This window comes from Paenirhizobium cremeum (assembly GCF_022884085.1).
Classification (GTDB): Bacteria; Pseudomonadota; Alphaproteobacteria; order Rhizobiales; family Rhizobiaceae; genus Allorhizobium; species Allorhizobium cremeum.
Window position 1 is genome coordinate 150,109 of the sequence record NZ_JAGGCS010000008.1, and the last position, 15,628, is coordinate 165,736.

At 61.3% G+C, this 15,628-nt stretch carries 16 protein-coding genes; 2 read left to right on the plus strand and 14 right to left on the minus strand.

From position 1 onward, the window contains the following. Positions 1-50 precede the first annotated feature (50 nt). From J5N58_RS15840 to J5N58_RS15865, 6 genes are all read right to left on the minus strand, one after another. Positions 51-773: an ABC transporter ATP-binding protein gene (locus tag J5N58_RS15840; protein ID WP_112829800.1), complete on the minus strand. Its 723-nt coding sequence runs from the start codon at positions 771-773 to the stop codon at positions 51-53. 1 nt (position 774) lies between these two features. Beyond that, complete coding sequence (locus J5N58_RS15845; RefSeq protein ID WP_244711577.1) at positions 775-1,542, minus strand: ABC transporter ATP-binding protein; 768 nt, start codon at positions 1,540-1,542, stop codon at positions 775-777. Then, on the minus strand, positions 1,539-2,513 hold the full coding sequence (locus tag J5N58_RS15850) for a branched-chain amino acid ABC transporter permease (protein WP_113466106.1): 975 nt from the start codon (positions 2,511-2,513) through the stop codon (positions 1,539-1,541). Before J5N58_RS15850 ends, J5N58_RS15845 begins: the two co-directional genes overlap by 4 nt. After that, a complete protein-coding gene (locus J5N58_RS15855) occupies positions 2,510-3,388 on the minus strand; it encodes a branched-chain amino acid ABC transporter permease (RefSeq protein ID WP_112829802.1) in 879 nt (292 codons plus the stop codon). The genes J5N58_RS15850 and J5N58_RS15855 overlap by 4 nt, the downstream gene beginning before the upstream one ends. A 94-nt stretch (positions 3,389-3,482) precedes the next feature. Continuing rightward, positions 3,483-4,610: an ABC transporter substrate-binding protein gene (locus tag J5N58_RS15860; protein WP_112829803.1), complete on the minus strand. Its 1,128-nt coding sequence runs from the start codon at positions 4,608-4,610 to the stop codon at positions 3,483-3,485. Positions 4,611-4,899: 289 nt separating this feature from the next. Next, positions 4,900-5,799, minus strand: a complete 900-nt coding sequence (locus J5N58_RS15865; RefSeq protein ID WP_244711580.1) for an NAD-dependent epimerase/dehydratase family protein — start codon at positions 5,797-5,799, stop codon at positions 4,900-4,902. Positions 5,800-6,010: 211 nt separating this feature from the next. On the opposite strand from J5N58_RS15865, the gene J5N58_RS15870 reads away from it, so the two are divergent. After that, positions 6,011-7,069, plus strand: a complete 1,059-nt coding sequence (locus J5N58_RS15870) for a Gfo/Idh/MocA family protein (protein WP_162757482.1) — start codon at positions 6,011-6,013, stop codon at positions 7,067-7,069. Positions 7,070-7,099: 30 nt separating this feature from the next. Here the strand turns inward: J5N58_RS15870 and J5N58_RS15875 are convergent, their stop codons facing one another. Further along, positions 7,100-9,001, minus strand: a complete 1,902-nt coding sequence (locus J5N58_RS15875; protein WP_113444275.1) for a bifunctional sugar phosphate isomerase/epimerase/4-hydroxyphenylpyruvate dioxygenase family protein — start codon at positions 8,999-9,001, stop codon at positions 7,100-7,102. A gap of 111 nt (positions 9,002-9,112) precedes the next feature. Here J5N58_RS15875 and J5N58_RS15880 point away from each other — a divergent pair, with 111 nt between their 5' ends. Then, complete coding sequence (locus J5N58_RS15880; RefSeq protein WP_113444228.1) at positions 9,113-9,808, plus strand: TetR/AcrR family transcriptional regulator; 696 nt, start codon at positions 9,113-9,115, stop codon at positions 9,806-9,808. Here J5N58_RS15880 and aroQ read toward each other — a convergent pair. From aroQ to J5N58_RS15915, 7 genes are all read right to left on the minus strand, one after another. Further along, positions 9,786-10,223, minus strand: a complete 438-nt coding sequence (aroQ, locus tag J5N58_RS15885) for a type II 3-dehydroquinate dehydratase (protein ID WP_112829807.1) — start codon at positions 10,221-10,223, stop codon at positions 9,786-9,788. The genes J5N58_RS15880 and aroQ overlap by 23 nt on opposite strands. Further along, positions 10,220-11,089, minus strand: coding sequence for a shikimate dehydrogenase (locus tag J5N58_RS15890; protein WP_112829808.1), 870 nt, complete (start codon positions 11,087-11,089; stop codon positions 10,220-10,222). Before J5N58_RS15890 ends, aroQ begins: the two co-directional genes overlap by 4 nt. A gap of 56 nt (positions 11,090-11,145) precedes the next feature. Continuing rightward, positions 11,146-11,907 carry an amino acid ABC transporter ATP-binding protein gene (locus tag J5N58_RS15895; RefSeq protein ID WP_112829809.1) on the minus strand — a complete coding sequence of 254 codons (762 nt, stop codon included), beginning with the start codon at positions 11,905-11,907 and terminating at the stop codon, positions 11,146-11,148. A 12-nt stretch (positions 11,908-11,919) separates the two neighbouring features. After that, the gene (locus J5N58_RS15900; RefSeq protein ID WP_425314474.1) at positions 11,920-12,735 is read right to left on the minus strand and encodes a transporter substrate-binding domain-containing protein; all 816 of its coding nucleotides are present in this window, start codon (positions 12,733-12,735) and stop codon (positions 11,920-11,922) included. A 133-nt stretch (positions 12,736-12,868) separates the two neighbouring features. Next, the gene (locus tag J5N58_RS15905) at positions 12,869-13,519 is read right to left on the minus strand and encodes an amino acid ABC transporter permease (RefSeq protein WP_112829811.1); all 651 of its coding nucleotides are present in this window, start codon (positions 13,517-13,519) and stop codon (positions 12,869-12,871) included. A gap of 10 nt (positions 13,520-13,529) precedes the next feature. After that, positions 13,530-14,198 carry an amino acid ABC transporter permease gene (locus tag J5N58_RS15910; RefSeq protein ID WP_112829812.1) on the minus strand — a complete coding sequence of 223 codons (669 nt, stop codon included), beginning with the start codon at positions 14,196-14,198 and terminating at the stop codon, positions 13,530-13,532. 361 nt (positions 14,199-14,559) lie between these two features. Beyond that, complete coding sequence (locus J5N58_RS15915) at positions 14,560-15,621, minus strand: 3-carboxy-cis,cis-muconate cycloisomerase (RefSeq protein WP_244711582.1); 1,062 nt, start codon at positions 15,619-15,621, stop codon at positions 14,560-14,562. Between the last annotated feature and the right edge of the window lie 7 nt (positions 15,622-15,628).

Consider the following 15,628-nt stretch of genomic DNA (forward strand, 5'->3'; position numbering starts at 1 on the left):
CCCGGCGATGATCTCGCCGGGCCTTCCTTTTTCTGCCTGCGGTAGAGTGGTCAGGCGGCGTCCTCGATGTGGCCCCCCAGGAAGAGCTGGCCGACGCGGGGGTCTTTCAAAAGCGTGTCGGCCTTGTCGAACATACGGGTCTGGCCGAGTTCAAGCACGAGGCCATAGTCGGACATGGCGAGCGCCGCCTTGGCGTTCTGTTCGACCATGAGGATTGTCACGCCCTGATCGCGAAGACGGATCAGCGTCTGGAACACTTCCTGTACGAGGTTGGGCGACAGGCCGATCGAGGGCTCGTCGATCAGGATCAGCTTCGGATCGAGAAGCAGGGCGCGGGCGATTTCCAACTGCTTTTGCTGGCCGCCGGAAAGCTCGATCGCCTTCTGGTCCTTGCGCTGGCGCAACATGGGAAACTGGTCCATGACCTCCTCCATGCGCCGCTTCACCTTGGCTTGGTCCTTCGAGGTGATGCCGCCCAGTTCGAGGTTATGATAGACGGAGAGCTGGGGTACCACATTGCGGCCCTGCGGCACATAGGTGACGCCGCGGGCGATCATTTCGGCCGGGCTCTTGCGGGTGACGTTCTCGCCATCCAGCAGGATTTCGCCGGAGTGGATATTGAGAAGCCCGAAGATCGCCTTGAACACGGTCGACTTGCCTGCGCCGTTCGGGCCGATCACGGTGGTGATCGATGCCTTTGGAATGGTGAAGGACGTGCCGTTCAGGATGGTGATGCGGCCGTAGCCGCCGATGATTTTCTTGAGTTCCAGCATGTCAGCCTCCGAGATAAGCGTCGATGACCATCTGGTTCGACCGGATCTCGTCCGGTGTCCCCTCCGCGATAATCTCGCCTTGCGCCAGCACGATGATGCGGGTGCAGAGCGACATGACGAACTCCATGTTGTGTTCGATGACCACGAAGGTCGTACCGTGTTCGCGGTTGTAGGTTATAAGCCGCTCCTTGAGGTGGCCGAGCATGGTGAGGTTCACGCCTCCCGCAGGCTCATCGAGCAACACGATGCCGGGGCCGGCCATAAAGGCCATCGCAGCGTCGACCAGCTTCTGCTGACCGTAGGAGAGCGAGCCCGCCGGCGTATCCCGGTAGGGCGTCAGGCGGAAGAACTCGATGAGCTGTTCGGCCTTTCCGGTCAGGCCGGCATCCGGCTTGCCGAAGAGGCGCGAGAGCATTGAGCCTTCGTGCTCCTGTCCGGCGAGGATGACGTTGTCGAGCACCGTCATCTTGGGGAAGACAGAAAGCTGCTGGAAAGTACGGCCAATGCCCATCAAGGAAAGGTCTGCCGGCCGCACGCCGTCGGTGGACCTGCCGTTGATCTCGCAATGGCCCTGGGTCGGGCGGAGCTGGCCGAGGATGCAGTTGAAGAGCGTCGACTTGCCGGAGCCGTTCGGCCCGATCAGGCCGAGGATTTCGCCGCGCTGGACGTCGAAGCTGACTCCGTTGACGGCACGAATGCCGCCGAATTGCTTGGAGATGTTGCGGACCGAGAGAATGGGTCCTTCGGTGTTGCGGATATGCGCGTTCACAGTTGGACTCCCTGTTTCAGATCGCGGCGGGCTTCCTGCTTGGGCTTCAGCTTGTCGAAGAGCTTGTGGCTGAGGCCGATCAGGCCCGTCGGGGAATAGACCATCAGCACGATGACCAGCGTCGCATAGATGATGAGGTAGTAGCCCTCCGTGAAGCGAAGCACTTCCGGCAGAAGGATGACCACCGCCGCGCCGAGCATCGGGCCGAAGAAGAAGCCCGAACCGCCGACGACCACCATGAGCAGCAGCTTCAGGGAGTGGATGAGTGCGAAGCTGGACGGTTCGATGAATTGAACCAGCGGCGCCTGGATGGCTCCGGCGAGCCCCCCGAAGGCCGATCCGATGGCGAAGGCGAGCAACGTCTGGCGGCGAACCTTGAGGCCGAGGCTTTCGGCGCGGATCGGGTTTTCGCGCAGCGCCTTGAAGGCGCGGCCCCAGGGCGAGCGCAGTATCCACCACAACGAACCGGCCGCAAGAAGGAAGCAGACCAGCGAGAAATAGTAGAAGGCGATATTCGAGTCCGTGGTGAAGCCGAAGAAGGATGGGCGCTCCATGCCGCTGAGGCCGAAGGAACCGCCGGTAATCTCCTCCTCGTTGCGCAGCACCAGGAAGAGAAGCGTGTTGAAGGCCAGTGTCACGAAGGCGAGAAAATGGTGTTGCACGCGCAGCGCCGGATAGCCGAGCAGAAGGCCCATGGCGAAGCTGGCCGCGATCGACAGGACGGCCGCAAAAAACCAGTGGATGCCGGCCAGCGTCATCAACGCGGTGATGTAGGCGCCGATGCCCATGAACGCGGCCTGCGCGAGACTGACCTGACCGGCATAACCGAGCGTCAGGTTGAGACCCATGGCGGCGATCGAAAACAGCAGCCATGAGCACAGCGTATAGACGATGTAGTTTCCCTGGCCGATGGGAGCCGCCACGAGCGCGGCGATGCCGAGGACGAGAAGGGCGGGTTGAAAGCGGATCATACGGTTCTCCCTTCCGGGGTGCCGAGCAGCCCCTGCGGACGCAGAAGGATGATGGCGATAAGCAGGATGAGCGGCATGGCCGAACGATACTCGGCGGAGATATAGACCGCTGAGAGATTGTCGATGATGCCGATGAGAAGGCCGCCGACGAGGGCGCCGCGGATCTGGTTGAAGCCGCCGACGATGGCGGCGATGAAGGCGACGAGGCCGAGCGTTTCGCCGTTGGAAAACTTGGCGAGATAGATCGGCGAAATCAGCACCGATGCGATGGTCGCGAGCGCCGCATTGATGAGAAAGGTGTAGAGCACCATACGCTTGACGTTGACACCGAGAATTTCGGCAACGCCGGGGTTCTGGGCGCTCGCCTGCATGCAGCGGCCGGTGCGCGTGCGGCCGAGGAAGAGCTGCAGGCCGCCGATGGCGAGCATCGAGACGGCGAGATTGCAGATGTCCTGCACGGACACGCTTGCTCCAGCAACCTGATAGACCGTCTGCGGAAAGATAGCCGGGAAAGGCTGGGCAGTGGCGCCATAGAATTCCTTGACGCTTTCCTTCATCAGAAGGCCGAGCGCGATGGTGGCGATGACGAGCGGCAAGGTGCCGTGGGGCAACATCGGCTCGACGATCAGCCGTTTGAAGGCGACACCCAGTATGAGAAGCGACAGTGCGAGGCCGAGGATCACCGAGGCCCACAGCGGCATGCCGAGCACGGTCATGCCGATCAGCACGAAGAAGGCGGGCAGCATGATGAACTCGCCCTGGGCGAAATTGATCGTCTGCGAAGCCTGCCAGAGCAGGGTGAAGCCCACGGCGGCTAGGGCATAGATGGACCCGGCGGCAAGGCCGGAAACGAGAATTTGAAGAAGCTCGGCCATGGTATCGTCCTCAAAGGCTGTCGGTCGGCTTTGCGAATGTGGATGAGACAGGCCGGCGGCGCATGTCCGCCGGCCATGGGACTGCCCTTCGGGGTCAGTTCGGCGGCAGGATGGCTTCCACGACCTGCTGGCCGTTCTCGACCTTCACGAAGAAGCTCTCGCGAGACATTTCGCCGGTCTCATCCCAGCTCACATCCATGAGGACGCCCGGATATTCTGAGGCCTTGAGGGTGAGACCGTGCAGCTTTTCGGCGATTGCCTTGCTGTCGGGCTTGCCGACCATTTCGGTCACATATTTCAAGATCCAGGCCGCGGTGTAGCCTTTGATGGCGTTGTGATCCGGCGTGTACTTGTACTTCGCCTTGAAGCGTTCGACCATTTCCTTGAGGGCTGGAATGTTTGCATCCGGCGTAAGGCCGACATGGCCGGCCGCGCCGTTGGCCGCTTCGCCGGCGAGCTCGATCACCTTGTGGCCGATCAGCGTGGTTTCTCCGAGCAGTGGCTTGGAAATGCCCTGTTTGCGCGCTTCGCGCAGGAAGCGCGCGCTTTCTTCCTCGGTATAGTAGACGAAGAAAGCGTCGGCATCAGAGTTCTTGAGCTTCAGCACGTCGGCGGAGAAATCAGCCTGGGCCTGTTCGGAGGGAACGTCCACGACGATTTCCAGGCCGGCCTTCTTGGCTTCGTCGAGGAAGGCCTGATGACCGCCCTTGCCGAATTCGGTGTTGGCCCAGGCGACGCCGACCTTCTTCACACCCATCTTCTCGACCATGTATTTCACGAGCTTCGGCACGCCCTTCTGGGAGCCGAAGGCAGTGCGGAAGATGTAGGGATTGCCCTTGGCGGTGATGGACGGCGCTTCGGAACCGGTGAACTGCGGAATGCCGTATTGTTTGGCGACCAGCATGTTGACGACAGTGGACGAAGAGAACACCGTGCCCATGATGGCATAGACTTCTTCGTCGATCGCCTTCTGCACCAGTGCACGCGAAACCTGCGGGTCTGTCTGGCTGTCGTATTCGAAGATCTTGACGGGTTCCTTGAGGATGCCGCCCTGGGCGTTGATTTCCTCGAAGCCCATGGCCACGCCATCCCGGAAATTGGTGCCGGCAGCAGCTCCCGGGCCGGACAGCTCGACAATGGAGCCGACCTTCAGTTCGGCGAGTGCGGGCATGGCGCCCAGCGCCAGAACCATAGCGGTTGCGGAAAGCAGTTTCTTGATCATCGACATCCTCCCGTGAATGATCGGTTCTAAAAATCCGAGCGGCGGCCGGGTGGGCCATCCGTCAGAACGCAAGGTCCGGAGGTCTCCTCCCGCCGGGCTCGCGATTTCGGTATGCAGTGAGTCTCATCCTCCCAGATGAGAGGCGGGAGCGAAACCGGTTCCGTTCTCCCGCCGAACGCCAAGTGCTCTTCCGGAATTTCCTTTCAGGATGGAAATCGCACCGGTGCGACCCCTGTTTTGATTATTGACAAAATCACGCAGCCCGCATCCGGGAAATGGACGATGGGGACTAAACATTGGATAATTCCTTCTCGTGCCCAGCCTTCAGTTCGGCAATGGCGAGCCGAATTCCGTTTCCGATGTCGGTGACCGGTTGAGCTCCGAGAAAGGCCGGTACAGGGTCCGATACGAGCTCGGAGGGAATGCGGAGCGGAGCGCCGTTGATCGCGATTTTTGTCCAGCCGGATTGCCGGGCCAGTTCCGCGACGAAGTCCTTCATATCGGCAGTATCGCCGGACATTGTGAGAACGGCGGCCCCCTCAAGCGGGGCGGTCATGGCCGAGGCCAGCATTCTCGCGACATCGTCGACATAGACGAAGCCAACCCGGCCGGAAAAGCGTATTTCCGCCGGTTCCCGACGAATGGCGGCCGCAATTGCAATGGAGGGGCCAGCCGCGATGCCGGCGCTGACGCCTGGCCCGTAGATGATGTAGGGGCGCAGGCCGAGGCTCGGTATGCCGTAATCCAGGAAGAAGGCCCGCGCAGCACCCTCGACGGCAAGTTTTGTAGAACCGTAGATGGTCATCGGCTGCGGATGAATGGCATCTTCCGGCCCGAACACGCCTGCGGTGGAAAGATAGGCGACCGGGAGGCGGCGTGCCTTTGCTGCTTCGAGCACATTCAGGCTTCCGATCAGATTGACGCGCACGCCGAGTACGGGATCACGGGCGCAGTCGACCGTCATCAGCCCCACGAGATGGACGATTCCATCGCAGTCCCGAGCGGCCTGGAGAACGGTATTGGGGTCGGTGATATCGCCCGCGACGATTTCGACGGGGATCCCAGCGGGCAAGCGGTCTGGGCGGGGCGAAAGATCGAGGATACGAACCGTGTGGCCTGCCTCATGGAGCGCGGCGACCGTGCGCACGCCGACGAAGCCTGTACCGCCGGTAACGAGGATGCGGCTCATCTGCTGAACTCCCGGCGCAAGGATCGGCAGCCATGGCTAGCAAGCTCGCAATGGCGTTGGCGCATCGGCGCGGTCTGGTGCATGCGATCCTCCCCTCATTCTTCCTCGATCCAGACAATTGCAAAAAATGGAATAATGTTCAATAATAAACTTCAATTCCATTTTGATTTTTGTTTTGATGGTCTCCGGTCAAGAACCAGGGAGGATTTTGATGACTGAAAAGATAAGCGTTGCCGTCATCGGCGCCGGCGCGATCGGGCGCACCCATATCGACACTCTTGCCAAGGCTCCAGGCCTGCGCCTCGGCGCAATTGTCGATCCGATGCCAAGCGGAGCGGCGCTGGCGCAATCGCTCGGCATACCCTGTTTGCCGGACGTTGCTTCGCTCATTGCATCGGGACTTGTGACGGCGGCCGTCGTCGCCACGCCGAACGAAACCCACCTGCCGATTTCCGCAGCGCTTCTCGAAGCGGGAATGCCTGTGCTGCTCGAAAAGCCGGTCGCCGAAAGCCTTGCTTCGGCCTTGAGCCTGATCGCGGTTGCGCAGAGAACAGGCGTTCCGCTCCTTGTCGGCCATCATCGCCGCCACAATCCGATCGTTCGGGCGGCTCACGCCGCGATCCGTGCGGGCCGTATCGGTGATCTCGTCATGGCGACCGTCACCTGCACGCTTGCCAAACCGCCTTCTTATTTCGAGGCCGCCTGGCGCAAGACGCCCGGCGCGGGTGGGCCGCTGCTGATCAATCTCGTGCACGAGATCGATCTCCTGCGCCATTTCTTCGGCGAGATCGCGAGTGTGCAGGCGATGACCAGCAATGCACGCCGCGGTTTCCCGGTAGAGGACACCGCGGCCGTTGCGTTGACCTTCACGAATGGCGGGCTTGCCACGTTGTGCATCTCCGATACCGCGACCGGTCCCTGGGCCTGGGATTTGTCGGCCGGCGAAAACCCGGCGCGGTTCCCCGCTCATCCGGTGACGGCGCATCATTACGCCGGAAGCCGGGCGGGCCTTTCCCTGCCTGATCTGATGCTCTGGGAGCCGGAGGGCGAACCTGACTGGACCCGCAGGCTGAGGTCCTCGATGCTTCCCGTTATGCCAGCAGATCCCTATGAGGAGCAGCTTCGTCATTTCGAGGCGCTGATCCGCCTGGGCGGCGCGCCGCTCGTTTCCGCCCGCGATGCGACCGCCAATCTCATCGTGCTTGACGCGATCCGTCTTGCCGCCGAGCGTGGCACAGCGGTTCGCGTCGATCTGACGCCGCTCGGCTAGCCGGGAGAGACGCGCTATCGCCATGGTCCGTCACCCCTTCGGCATGCCGTCTGGACGCAGCAGACGTCGTTGCGCGGCGATACGGAACGGGGCGTTCATCGCCCCGTATCCACCATAGGCGCCACGCCGCTCCACAATCTCGAAGAAGAAGCCTTCGCCGAAGGTGCGGCTGTAGATCTGGAAATATTCGCCGCTATCGTCCCGGTCATAGAGGATGCTCGCAGCGCGCAGCGCATCGGAAAAATCCGGCTCGAGGCCGAAGCGCGCTTCAAGATCGTCATAGTAGTTGCGGGAGATGGGTAACGGCTGGAAACCGAGCTCCGCCAGCCGTCGGGCGGTGGCGAAGATATCCGTTGTCGCGAAGGCGATGTGTTGGATGCTCGTCCCGAACCCTTCGGCGAGGAACTTGCCGGCGAAGGTCTTTCGGCTATCGGCTCCGTTCATCGTTAGCCGGAAACCAGGTTCCGGAACGCTTTCGATCGCCTGGCTACGCACGAGACCGCCGGGATCGACCACGTCGACCATCGGGGTACGCCGGGTCGAGAATATCGATGTGTAAAACAGGAGCCAGGTCGGCATTTCGTCATAACGCGTCGTCTGGGCCAGATGATCGATCCGGGTGAGCAGCGCATCGCCCGCGTCTTTCTCGTTCTTCGTGGGAAGGAATTCGTTCGTCCAGATCGAGGCGAGTGCCGGTGAATCGTCGAGGAAGTACATGACACCATTGCCGACCCCCTGAATGGCAGGCACCGTGACCTCGCCGGGCTTGCGCGGCTCCGAAAAGGTCGGCGCGCCAAGCGCGGATGCGCGTTTTACGGCATCCTGTGCATTCTCCACCTTCAGGCCGAAGGCATAGGCGTTCGTGCCGTGCACCGAATAGGATGCGCCGGCGAAGGTGTCGCCGGTGTTGTCGGTGTTGATGACGATGCGGATATCGCCCTGCGTATAGAGATCGACTGCGCGATTGCGGTGGCTCCCCGTCTTCCGGAAGCCGAGCGTCCCGAGCAGTGCTTCCAGATTGGCCTTGTCGGAAGGGGCCGTTGTGAATTCCACGAATTCGACACCGCGGGCCGCGATGCGGTCCGGCATGTCCGGGACGTCGATGCGGATGTCGGGCTCCAGCCGTTTTACCCGATCCATGACATAGACAAGCGAACGATGACCGTCCTCTGCAAGCGCGCGGGCCGAGCCGCCGCGAAACTGGTCGTTGAAGATTTCCAGCGAAAGCGGCCCGGTATAGCCGGTGGCTGCGACGGCGCGCATGAAATCCACCACCGGCAGGTCGCCTTCGCCCGGCATGTTGCGGAAGTGGCGGCTCCAGTAGAGCAGATCCATATCGAAGAGGGGTGCATCGGCCAGTTGCACAATAAAGATCTTGTCTCCCGGTATTGAGCGGATCGAGTTCGGATCGATCTTCCGGGACAATGTGTGGAAGCTGTCGAGGATGATGCCGACACTCGGGTGGTCGGCGCGTCGCACGATTTCCCAGGCGTCGCGATGATCGCTGACATGACGGCCCCATGCCAGCGCCTCGTAGCCTACGCGAACGCCGTGTCTGGCCGCGAGATCGCCCAGTTCATGAAAATCGGCTGCCGCCCGATCGATGCCGCCCAGCGAAACCGGCGAGACATTCGAGCAGATCAGCATGAGGTCTGTGCCGAGCTCCTCCATGATGTCGAATTTGCGCTGGGCGCGCTCGAAGGTTCGGCCGCGATGCGGTTCCGGCATGCCCTCGAAATCGCGGAAAGGTTGGAAGAGGGTAATGTCGAGACCGTGGTCGCGAGCCATCTTCGAGACTTCGCGCGGCGATGCGTCATAGGTCAGGAAATCGTTCTCGAAGATTTCGACGCCGGTGAAGCCGGCTTTGGCGATGGCGGCGAGCTTTTCCGGAAACTCGCCGCTGATCGATACGGTCGCAATCGACGTCCGCATCTTCACGCTGTGTTTGCCTGTCTCTGGGGCTGCCATATTGCCTTCCTTTCCGGCATTATGTACTAGTTAGTTAATAAAGGCCGGAACGATGGGTCCGGCGACGGGGGAGCGATGAAACAGGCTGCAACGGCAAGCGTGGCCAGAGAGGCTAAATCCGCGAAGCGGGATCCGGAGGGCGTCCGCCGCGACATTCTGACTGTTGCCATGGAAGAGTTCTCGCAGAACGGGCTGTCGGGTGCCCGCATCGACGAGATAGCGGCTCGCACGCGCACGTCGAAGCGCATGATCTACTATTACTTCGGCGACAAGGAAGGCCTTTACCAGCGTGTTCTGGAAGAGGCCTATGGCAAGGTGCGCGGCGGCGAAAGCGACCTGGAACTGGAAGGGCTCGATCCCGCGGCCGCCCTCGAAAAGCTCTGTCGCTTCACCTTCGATCATCATCGTCGAAACCCGGCCTTTATACGCATGGTGATGATCGAAAACGTTCATCATGGCCGGCACATGCGGCTTTCCGAAACCATTCGCGACCTCAATCGCCCGGCAATCGAGGCGTTGGAAAAGGTGCTGCGGCGTGGACAGGAGAGCGGCGTTTTCCGCAAGGGTGTCGATCCGCTCGAACTGCACTGGGAGATCAGTGCCTTGTCCTTCTTCAACGTATCGAACAGCGCCACTTTTTCGCATATTTTCGGCGGCTCTCTTTTCACCGGCGAGGGCCAGGAAACATTGTCTCGCCATGTCGCCGAGATGGTGTTGCGCTATGTGCTTAGAGCCGACCATATCGCCGCTACCGAGAAAGCCGGCCGATGAGGTGGCGAAGCGCCATCTCGTAGCCTTCGATGCCAAGTCCGGCGATGACGCCTTCCGCCCGCGTCGAAACGTAGGAATGATGGCGGAAAACCTCCCGCTTGTGAATGTTGGAGATATGCACCTCGATCACCGGCGCCTCGAAGGTGTTGAGCGCATCGAGGATCGCGACCGAGGTGTGTGTGAAGGCCCCCGGATTGATGACGATGCCGGCAGACGTGCCGCGCGCCTCGTGGATCCAGTCGATCAGTTCGTATTCGCGGTTGCTCTGGGCAAAGAAGATCTCGTGGCCCGCGGCCACAGCGATCTCTCGGCAGGCCGCCTCCACATCCGCAAGCGTTTCCCGGCCGTAGATTTCCGGCTGGCGCTGTCCCAGCAGGTTCAGGTTAGGACCGTTCAGGATGGTGAAAAGGCTCATGCATTGCCCTCCGCGGCGCAGATCTCATTAAAATGGGCGGACATTCGCTCCGCATCCGGCTCGCGGCCGCAGAACAGGCGGAAGGCTTCTGCCGCCTGAAACACCGTCATGCCGCCGCCCTGAAGTGTGCGGCATCCCTTCGACTTCGCCGTCGCCAGAAGCTCGGTGACGAGCGGCACATAGACGATATCGGTCACCCAATGGCGGGGTTCGAGAAGATCGGGCGAAACCGGAATGCCGGGATGGGCAAGCATGCCGATAGGCGTGGCATTGATGAGACCGTCCGCATGCGGCAGGGAGGAGGCGGGATCATCGACGGCAGAGGCCCTGCCGGCACCGAAGCGTCCGTTGAGATCGTCGGCCAGCTTCTCGGCCCGCGCCTGGTCCCGGTCGAAGATGTCGAGCCGTCCCATACCGAGTTTCAGCGCTGCATGCGCCACGGCGACGCCAGCGCCTCCGGCTCCCAGCAGCAAAGCCCGATCGCGCTTTGCGTGCGGGAGCCCGCGGGAAAAGTTCTCGTAGAAGCCGTACCAGTCGGTGTTGTGGCCGATGCGCTTGCCGTCGGTGAAGACGACGGTATTGACCGCGCCGAGCATGCGGGCGTCGTCCGAAAGTTCGGAGAGATAGGGAATAACCGCCTGCTTGAAGGGGTGGGTTATGTTCGTGCCGGCAAAACCACGCGCCTCCAGCTCATCGAGGAGGTCGGGAAGCGCGCTGTCCGGAAGGTGGCGGGCGGTGACATCGACGAGTTCGTAGGAATAGTCGAGGCCATGGGCAGCGCCTTCACGCATGTGCAGCGCCGGAGATTTCGAAAGCTGTATGCCCGCGCCGATCAGACCAACGCGATAGGAAGTTTTCTCTGTCATGGTCCCTTACCGTTCATGCGACCTGGAAGCGAGGCGGGGGAACCCGCCTCCTGGGTTCAGTGATGGGCGAGGATTTCGCCGAGGAAGGTGCGCGTGCGCTGGTGTTTCGGATCACGGAAGAATTCCTCCGGCGGACCCTCCTCAATGATTTCACCGGAGGCCATGAACACAACGCGATCCGCCACCTGCCGGGCAAAACCCATTTCGTGGGTGACGCAGATCATCGTCATGCCGTCGCGGGCAAGGCCGATCATCGTGTCCAGCACCTCCTTGACCATTTCCGGATCGAGCGCCGAGGTGGGTTCGTCGAAGAGCATCGCCTTCGGCTCCATGCAGAGCGCTCGGGCAATCGCCGCGCGCTGCTGCTGGCCGCCGGAAAGCTGGGCCGGGTATTTGTCGGCCTGATCGAGAATACGCACCCGCTCCAGATATTTCCGGGCGACCGCCTCGGCGGCGGCCTTGTCCAGCCCCTTCACCCGCATCGGCGCAAGGGTACAGTTTTCCAGGATCGTCTTGTGTGGGAAAAGGTTGAAGCTCTGGAACACCATGCCGACCTCTCTCCGCACCGCGTCGATCGCGCGGCTGCTGTCCGTCAGCTTCATGCCCTCGACGACGATCTGTCCCTCCTGGATTTCCTCCAGGTGATTGATGCAGCGGATCAGGGTCGATTTGCCCGAACCCGACGGGCCGCAGAGGACGATCTTCTCGCCCCTGCGAACCGTGAGATTGACATTTTTCAGCGCGTGATAGGCTCCATACCACTTACCCACCCCCTCAAGGGTGATCAGCGGAACCTGTTCGGTGGCGGATTGTGGCATGGAAACCTCCGTTTACTTCACGGTGAAGGGGATATCGGGCAGGGAGTCCGGGAAGGCCGGAACGTCGCGCTTCATCCACTTTTCATAGATCTTGGCGAGCGTGCCATCCGCCTTGATCTTGTCGATGAAGGTGTTGACCGCCTCGTTCCAATCCTTCTCGCCCGGACGTGTGCCGGCACCGTTATAAAGGGTGATAAGATCGAACTTCGCTTCGTACTTGTCAGCGGCAGCGGCGTTCAGGCGGTCGCCGTAGAACTGGTTGCCGCCCACGGCCTCGACCTGACCGGAAAGCATGGCCTGGATATTGGCCGCGTCGTCGTCGAAGCGCAGGATATTGGCCTTGTCGCCGGCGCCTGCGGTAATCGCGGTGTCCATGGCGCTCGACTTCGGCACGCCGACTGCCATGCCTGCGAGATCCTCATAGCCGGCGATCTTCTTGTCCTTCGGGCCGTAGACCGAAAGCACGTTGCCTGCATAGGGCTTGGAATATTGGATGGTCTTGGCGCGTTCCGCGGTCATGCCCATCGTGGCGAAGAGCACGTCGACCTTCCCGGTGACGAGCGCCGGGATACGGTTGGCGACGGCCAGCGGCACGAATTCCGCTTGCACACCCAGCGATTCCGCAAACGCCTTGCCGATATCGGCATCAAGGCCGTCCTGAACGCCGCTCGAATTGACGAAGCCCCAAGGCGAGTTGTCGCCCTGAATGCCGATCACCACCTTGCCCTTGGCCTTGGCTTCCTCGAGCGTGCCGGCATGAGCAACGGCGGGAAACGAAAGCGGCAGGGTGGCTGCCGCCATGAGGGCGAGCACGGTGCGGCGCGCCATTCTCTTGCCTGTCTTGTTCAGGTCATTCTGGGATTTCATCTTTTGCTCCTCCTTACAAAGCTGATGAAAAGTGCATTTCCGGACAAAGTCTGAGGCGGTTCTCCGTTTGGAAATGCGTGAAAACGAAGAGGCATTAACGGGTCGCGGTCTGTAGCCGTCTTTCGACGCCGGTGCCCCAGAGCGAAAGCGGCCAGCAGATCAGGAAGTAGATGAGACCGACCAGCGCGAAGACGGTCAGCGGACGGAACGTCTGGTTGGAGACGATCTGTCCGGCGCGCGACAGTTCGACGAAGCCGACGATGGCTGCAAGCGAGGTGCCCTTTATGAGCTGCACCAGAAAACCGATGGTCGCAGGCAGGGCGATCTTGAAGGCTTGCGGCAGCACCACATCCTTCATTCGCGAGATGTAATGCAGGCTGAGCGCATTGGCCGCCTCGGTCTGCCCCTTCGGTACGGCCTGGATGCCACCGCGCCAGATTTCGCCGAGGAAGGCGCTGGCATGCAGGGTAAATGCGATGGCGACCGCGATCCATGCGTCGACATTCAACCCGAGAAGCGCCACACCGTAATAGACCACGAAAAGCTGCATCAGGAGCGGCGTGCCCTGGAACACGGCGATGTAGCCGGCCGTCGCCCTTTGGACCAGCGTGCTTTCCGAGACACGGGCCAGCGCCACGCAAAGGCCGAAGATGCCGCCGCCGATGAAGCCGATCACGGTCAGCGCGAGGGTCCACTTCAAGCCCTGCAGCAGGAAGAACAATTCATTGGGACCGATGGATGCCATGATCGTCGCCTCACTTGACCGGATAGCTGAAGGAAACGCGCGAGATGAGAGCGAACACACCCATCATCAGCGCGGAAATGGCGAGGTACATCAAGGTGATGGAGAAATAGACCTCGAACGAGCGGAACGTATCCGCCTCGATCTTCTGGGCGACCGAGGTCAGTTCGTAGGCCGCGATCGACGTGCAGACCGAGGTCGTCAGTGTGAGCATGATGAACTGGCTGGTGAGCGACGGGTAGACCGCTCTCAATGCCGGCTTCAGGACGATGTGGCGGAAGATCTGCGCGCGGTGCAGGCCAAGCGCCAACCCTGCCTCCACCTGGCCTTTCGGAACGGAATCGACCCCGCCGCGAATGATCTCGATGGCATAGGCACCTCCGTTCAGCGCCAGCGCGATGATGGCCGTGACTGTCGGGTTGAGCCTGAGGCCGAACTGGGGCAGCGCGAAGAAGATGAAGAAGATCTGCACGAGGAAGGGCGTGTTGCGGATGACCTCGACAAAGCCGATCACCAAGCCGCGCAGCAACCTGAACCGCGAGCGGCGGGCGACGACGCCGAGAACGCCGATGACGGTCGCAAGCGACATGCCGGCAACGGCCAGTCCAATCGTTGCAAGGCATGCAAGCAGCAACTCGGGCAGCCGATCGGCGACCACCGAGAAATCGAGACTGTACGACATTGTTCCTCCGGACCCGCTTCGCGGGTCTGAACAGGCCTTGCCTGTTTTCCTCCTCTCGAAATCCAGGGACTTCGAATTCCTCTGACTGTTCACCGGACCTGACGTTGATGCGATTTCCTCCCGCATCCGGTCTCCGAACATGAATGTTTGTACCAGTTAGTTCATTTTTGTGTCAAGCCTTCGATCCTCACAAATCGCTTCCGAAATCGCTTTTTTGACGAAATCCGAGATCAAGAAAACGCTTGTGTTTCAATAGCTAAAGGGCGGAAAGCCAAGATATGACGCAATGAAAAACGTCCCCCGCGGGCCTGCCGCGTGGGTCACCGAGATTCCACAGGCGGAAAACGCCGATGCGTTCCAGTCAGTCTTTTTCCGACCCGAGCCGCTCGATCTGGCCGATCAGGCGCCTTGCGGTCGAGAGCGCAGCGCCAGTCGCTATTACCATCTGCGGCAGGATCATCCATTCGAGCATCCAGGCTGCTCCCGAGCGTTCCTGCTCATGCACTAGCGACTGGTGCATGGCGGAAAGCTGCACAGCGTTGAAGCGCGCAAGGGTGACAAGAAGCTCGGCGGTAACCGGATTCTGCTTGTGGGGCATGGCCGAGGAACCGCCGCCTCCGGAAAGCCGGATTTCCGATCCCGCTTGGGCAAGCAGGGCGATATCCTGTCCCAACTTGCCAAGGCATCCTGAAACCAGCGACAGCAGGGCTGCAAACTCCGCCAGTCCGTCACGCTGACTGTGCCATTGCGGCTGGTCGGCAAGATCGAGGCGGACCGCAAGTGCTGCGCGTACGGCCGGCCCTTTGTCAGCGAGTTTTTCTAGCGTGCCGGCCGCACCGCCGAATTGCAGGGCAAAACCCGATTTGGAAAAGGCCGCAAGCCGCGCATGGTGGCGTTCGAGCGGTTCCTTCCACGAGGAAATGCGGTTGCCGGCGGTGATGGCAATCGCTGCCTGCATGCGGGTGTAGCCCATCAGCGGAAGGCTTCCGTCGCGCTTCGAAAGGGCCTCAAGACCGGCGGTCAAAACCGCCAGCCTTTCCATCAGGATACCCGTTGCCGCCTTGAGACGGAGTACGAGGCTTGTGTCGATGACGTCCTGGCTGGTTGCACCGAAGTGAACCTTGTCCGATGCGGCGTCCCCCACCTTCCGGCGCAGTTGCCGGACGAATTCGGGCACGACCACGCCATCCCTTGCCATCCCGTCCGAGAGCGCCGCCATATCCGGCACAAAGCCGGCGAGATGGGTGACGATGGCGTTTGCCGTCTCGACAGGGAAAATGCCGCATTCCGCTTCCGCCTTCGCAAGCTCGGTCTCGAAGCGAAGCATGGCGGCGACATCCGCATCCGCCGAGAAGAGCGAAGCGATTTCGGCATCCCCCATAAAGCCGGAAAAAAACGGATGCTCGAAGACGGAAATGCTCATGGCCCGC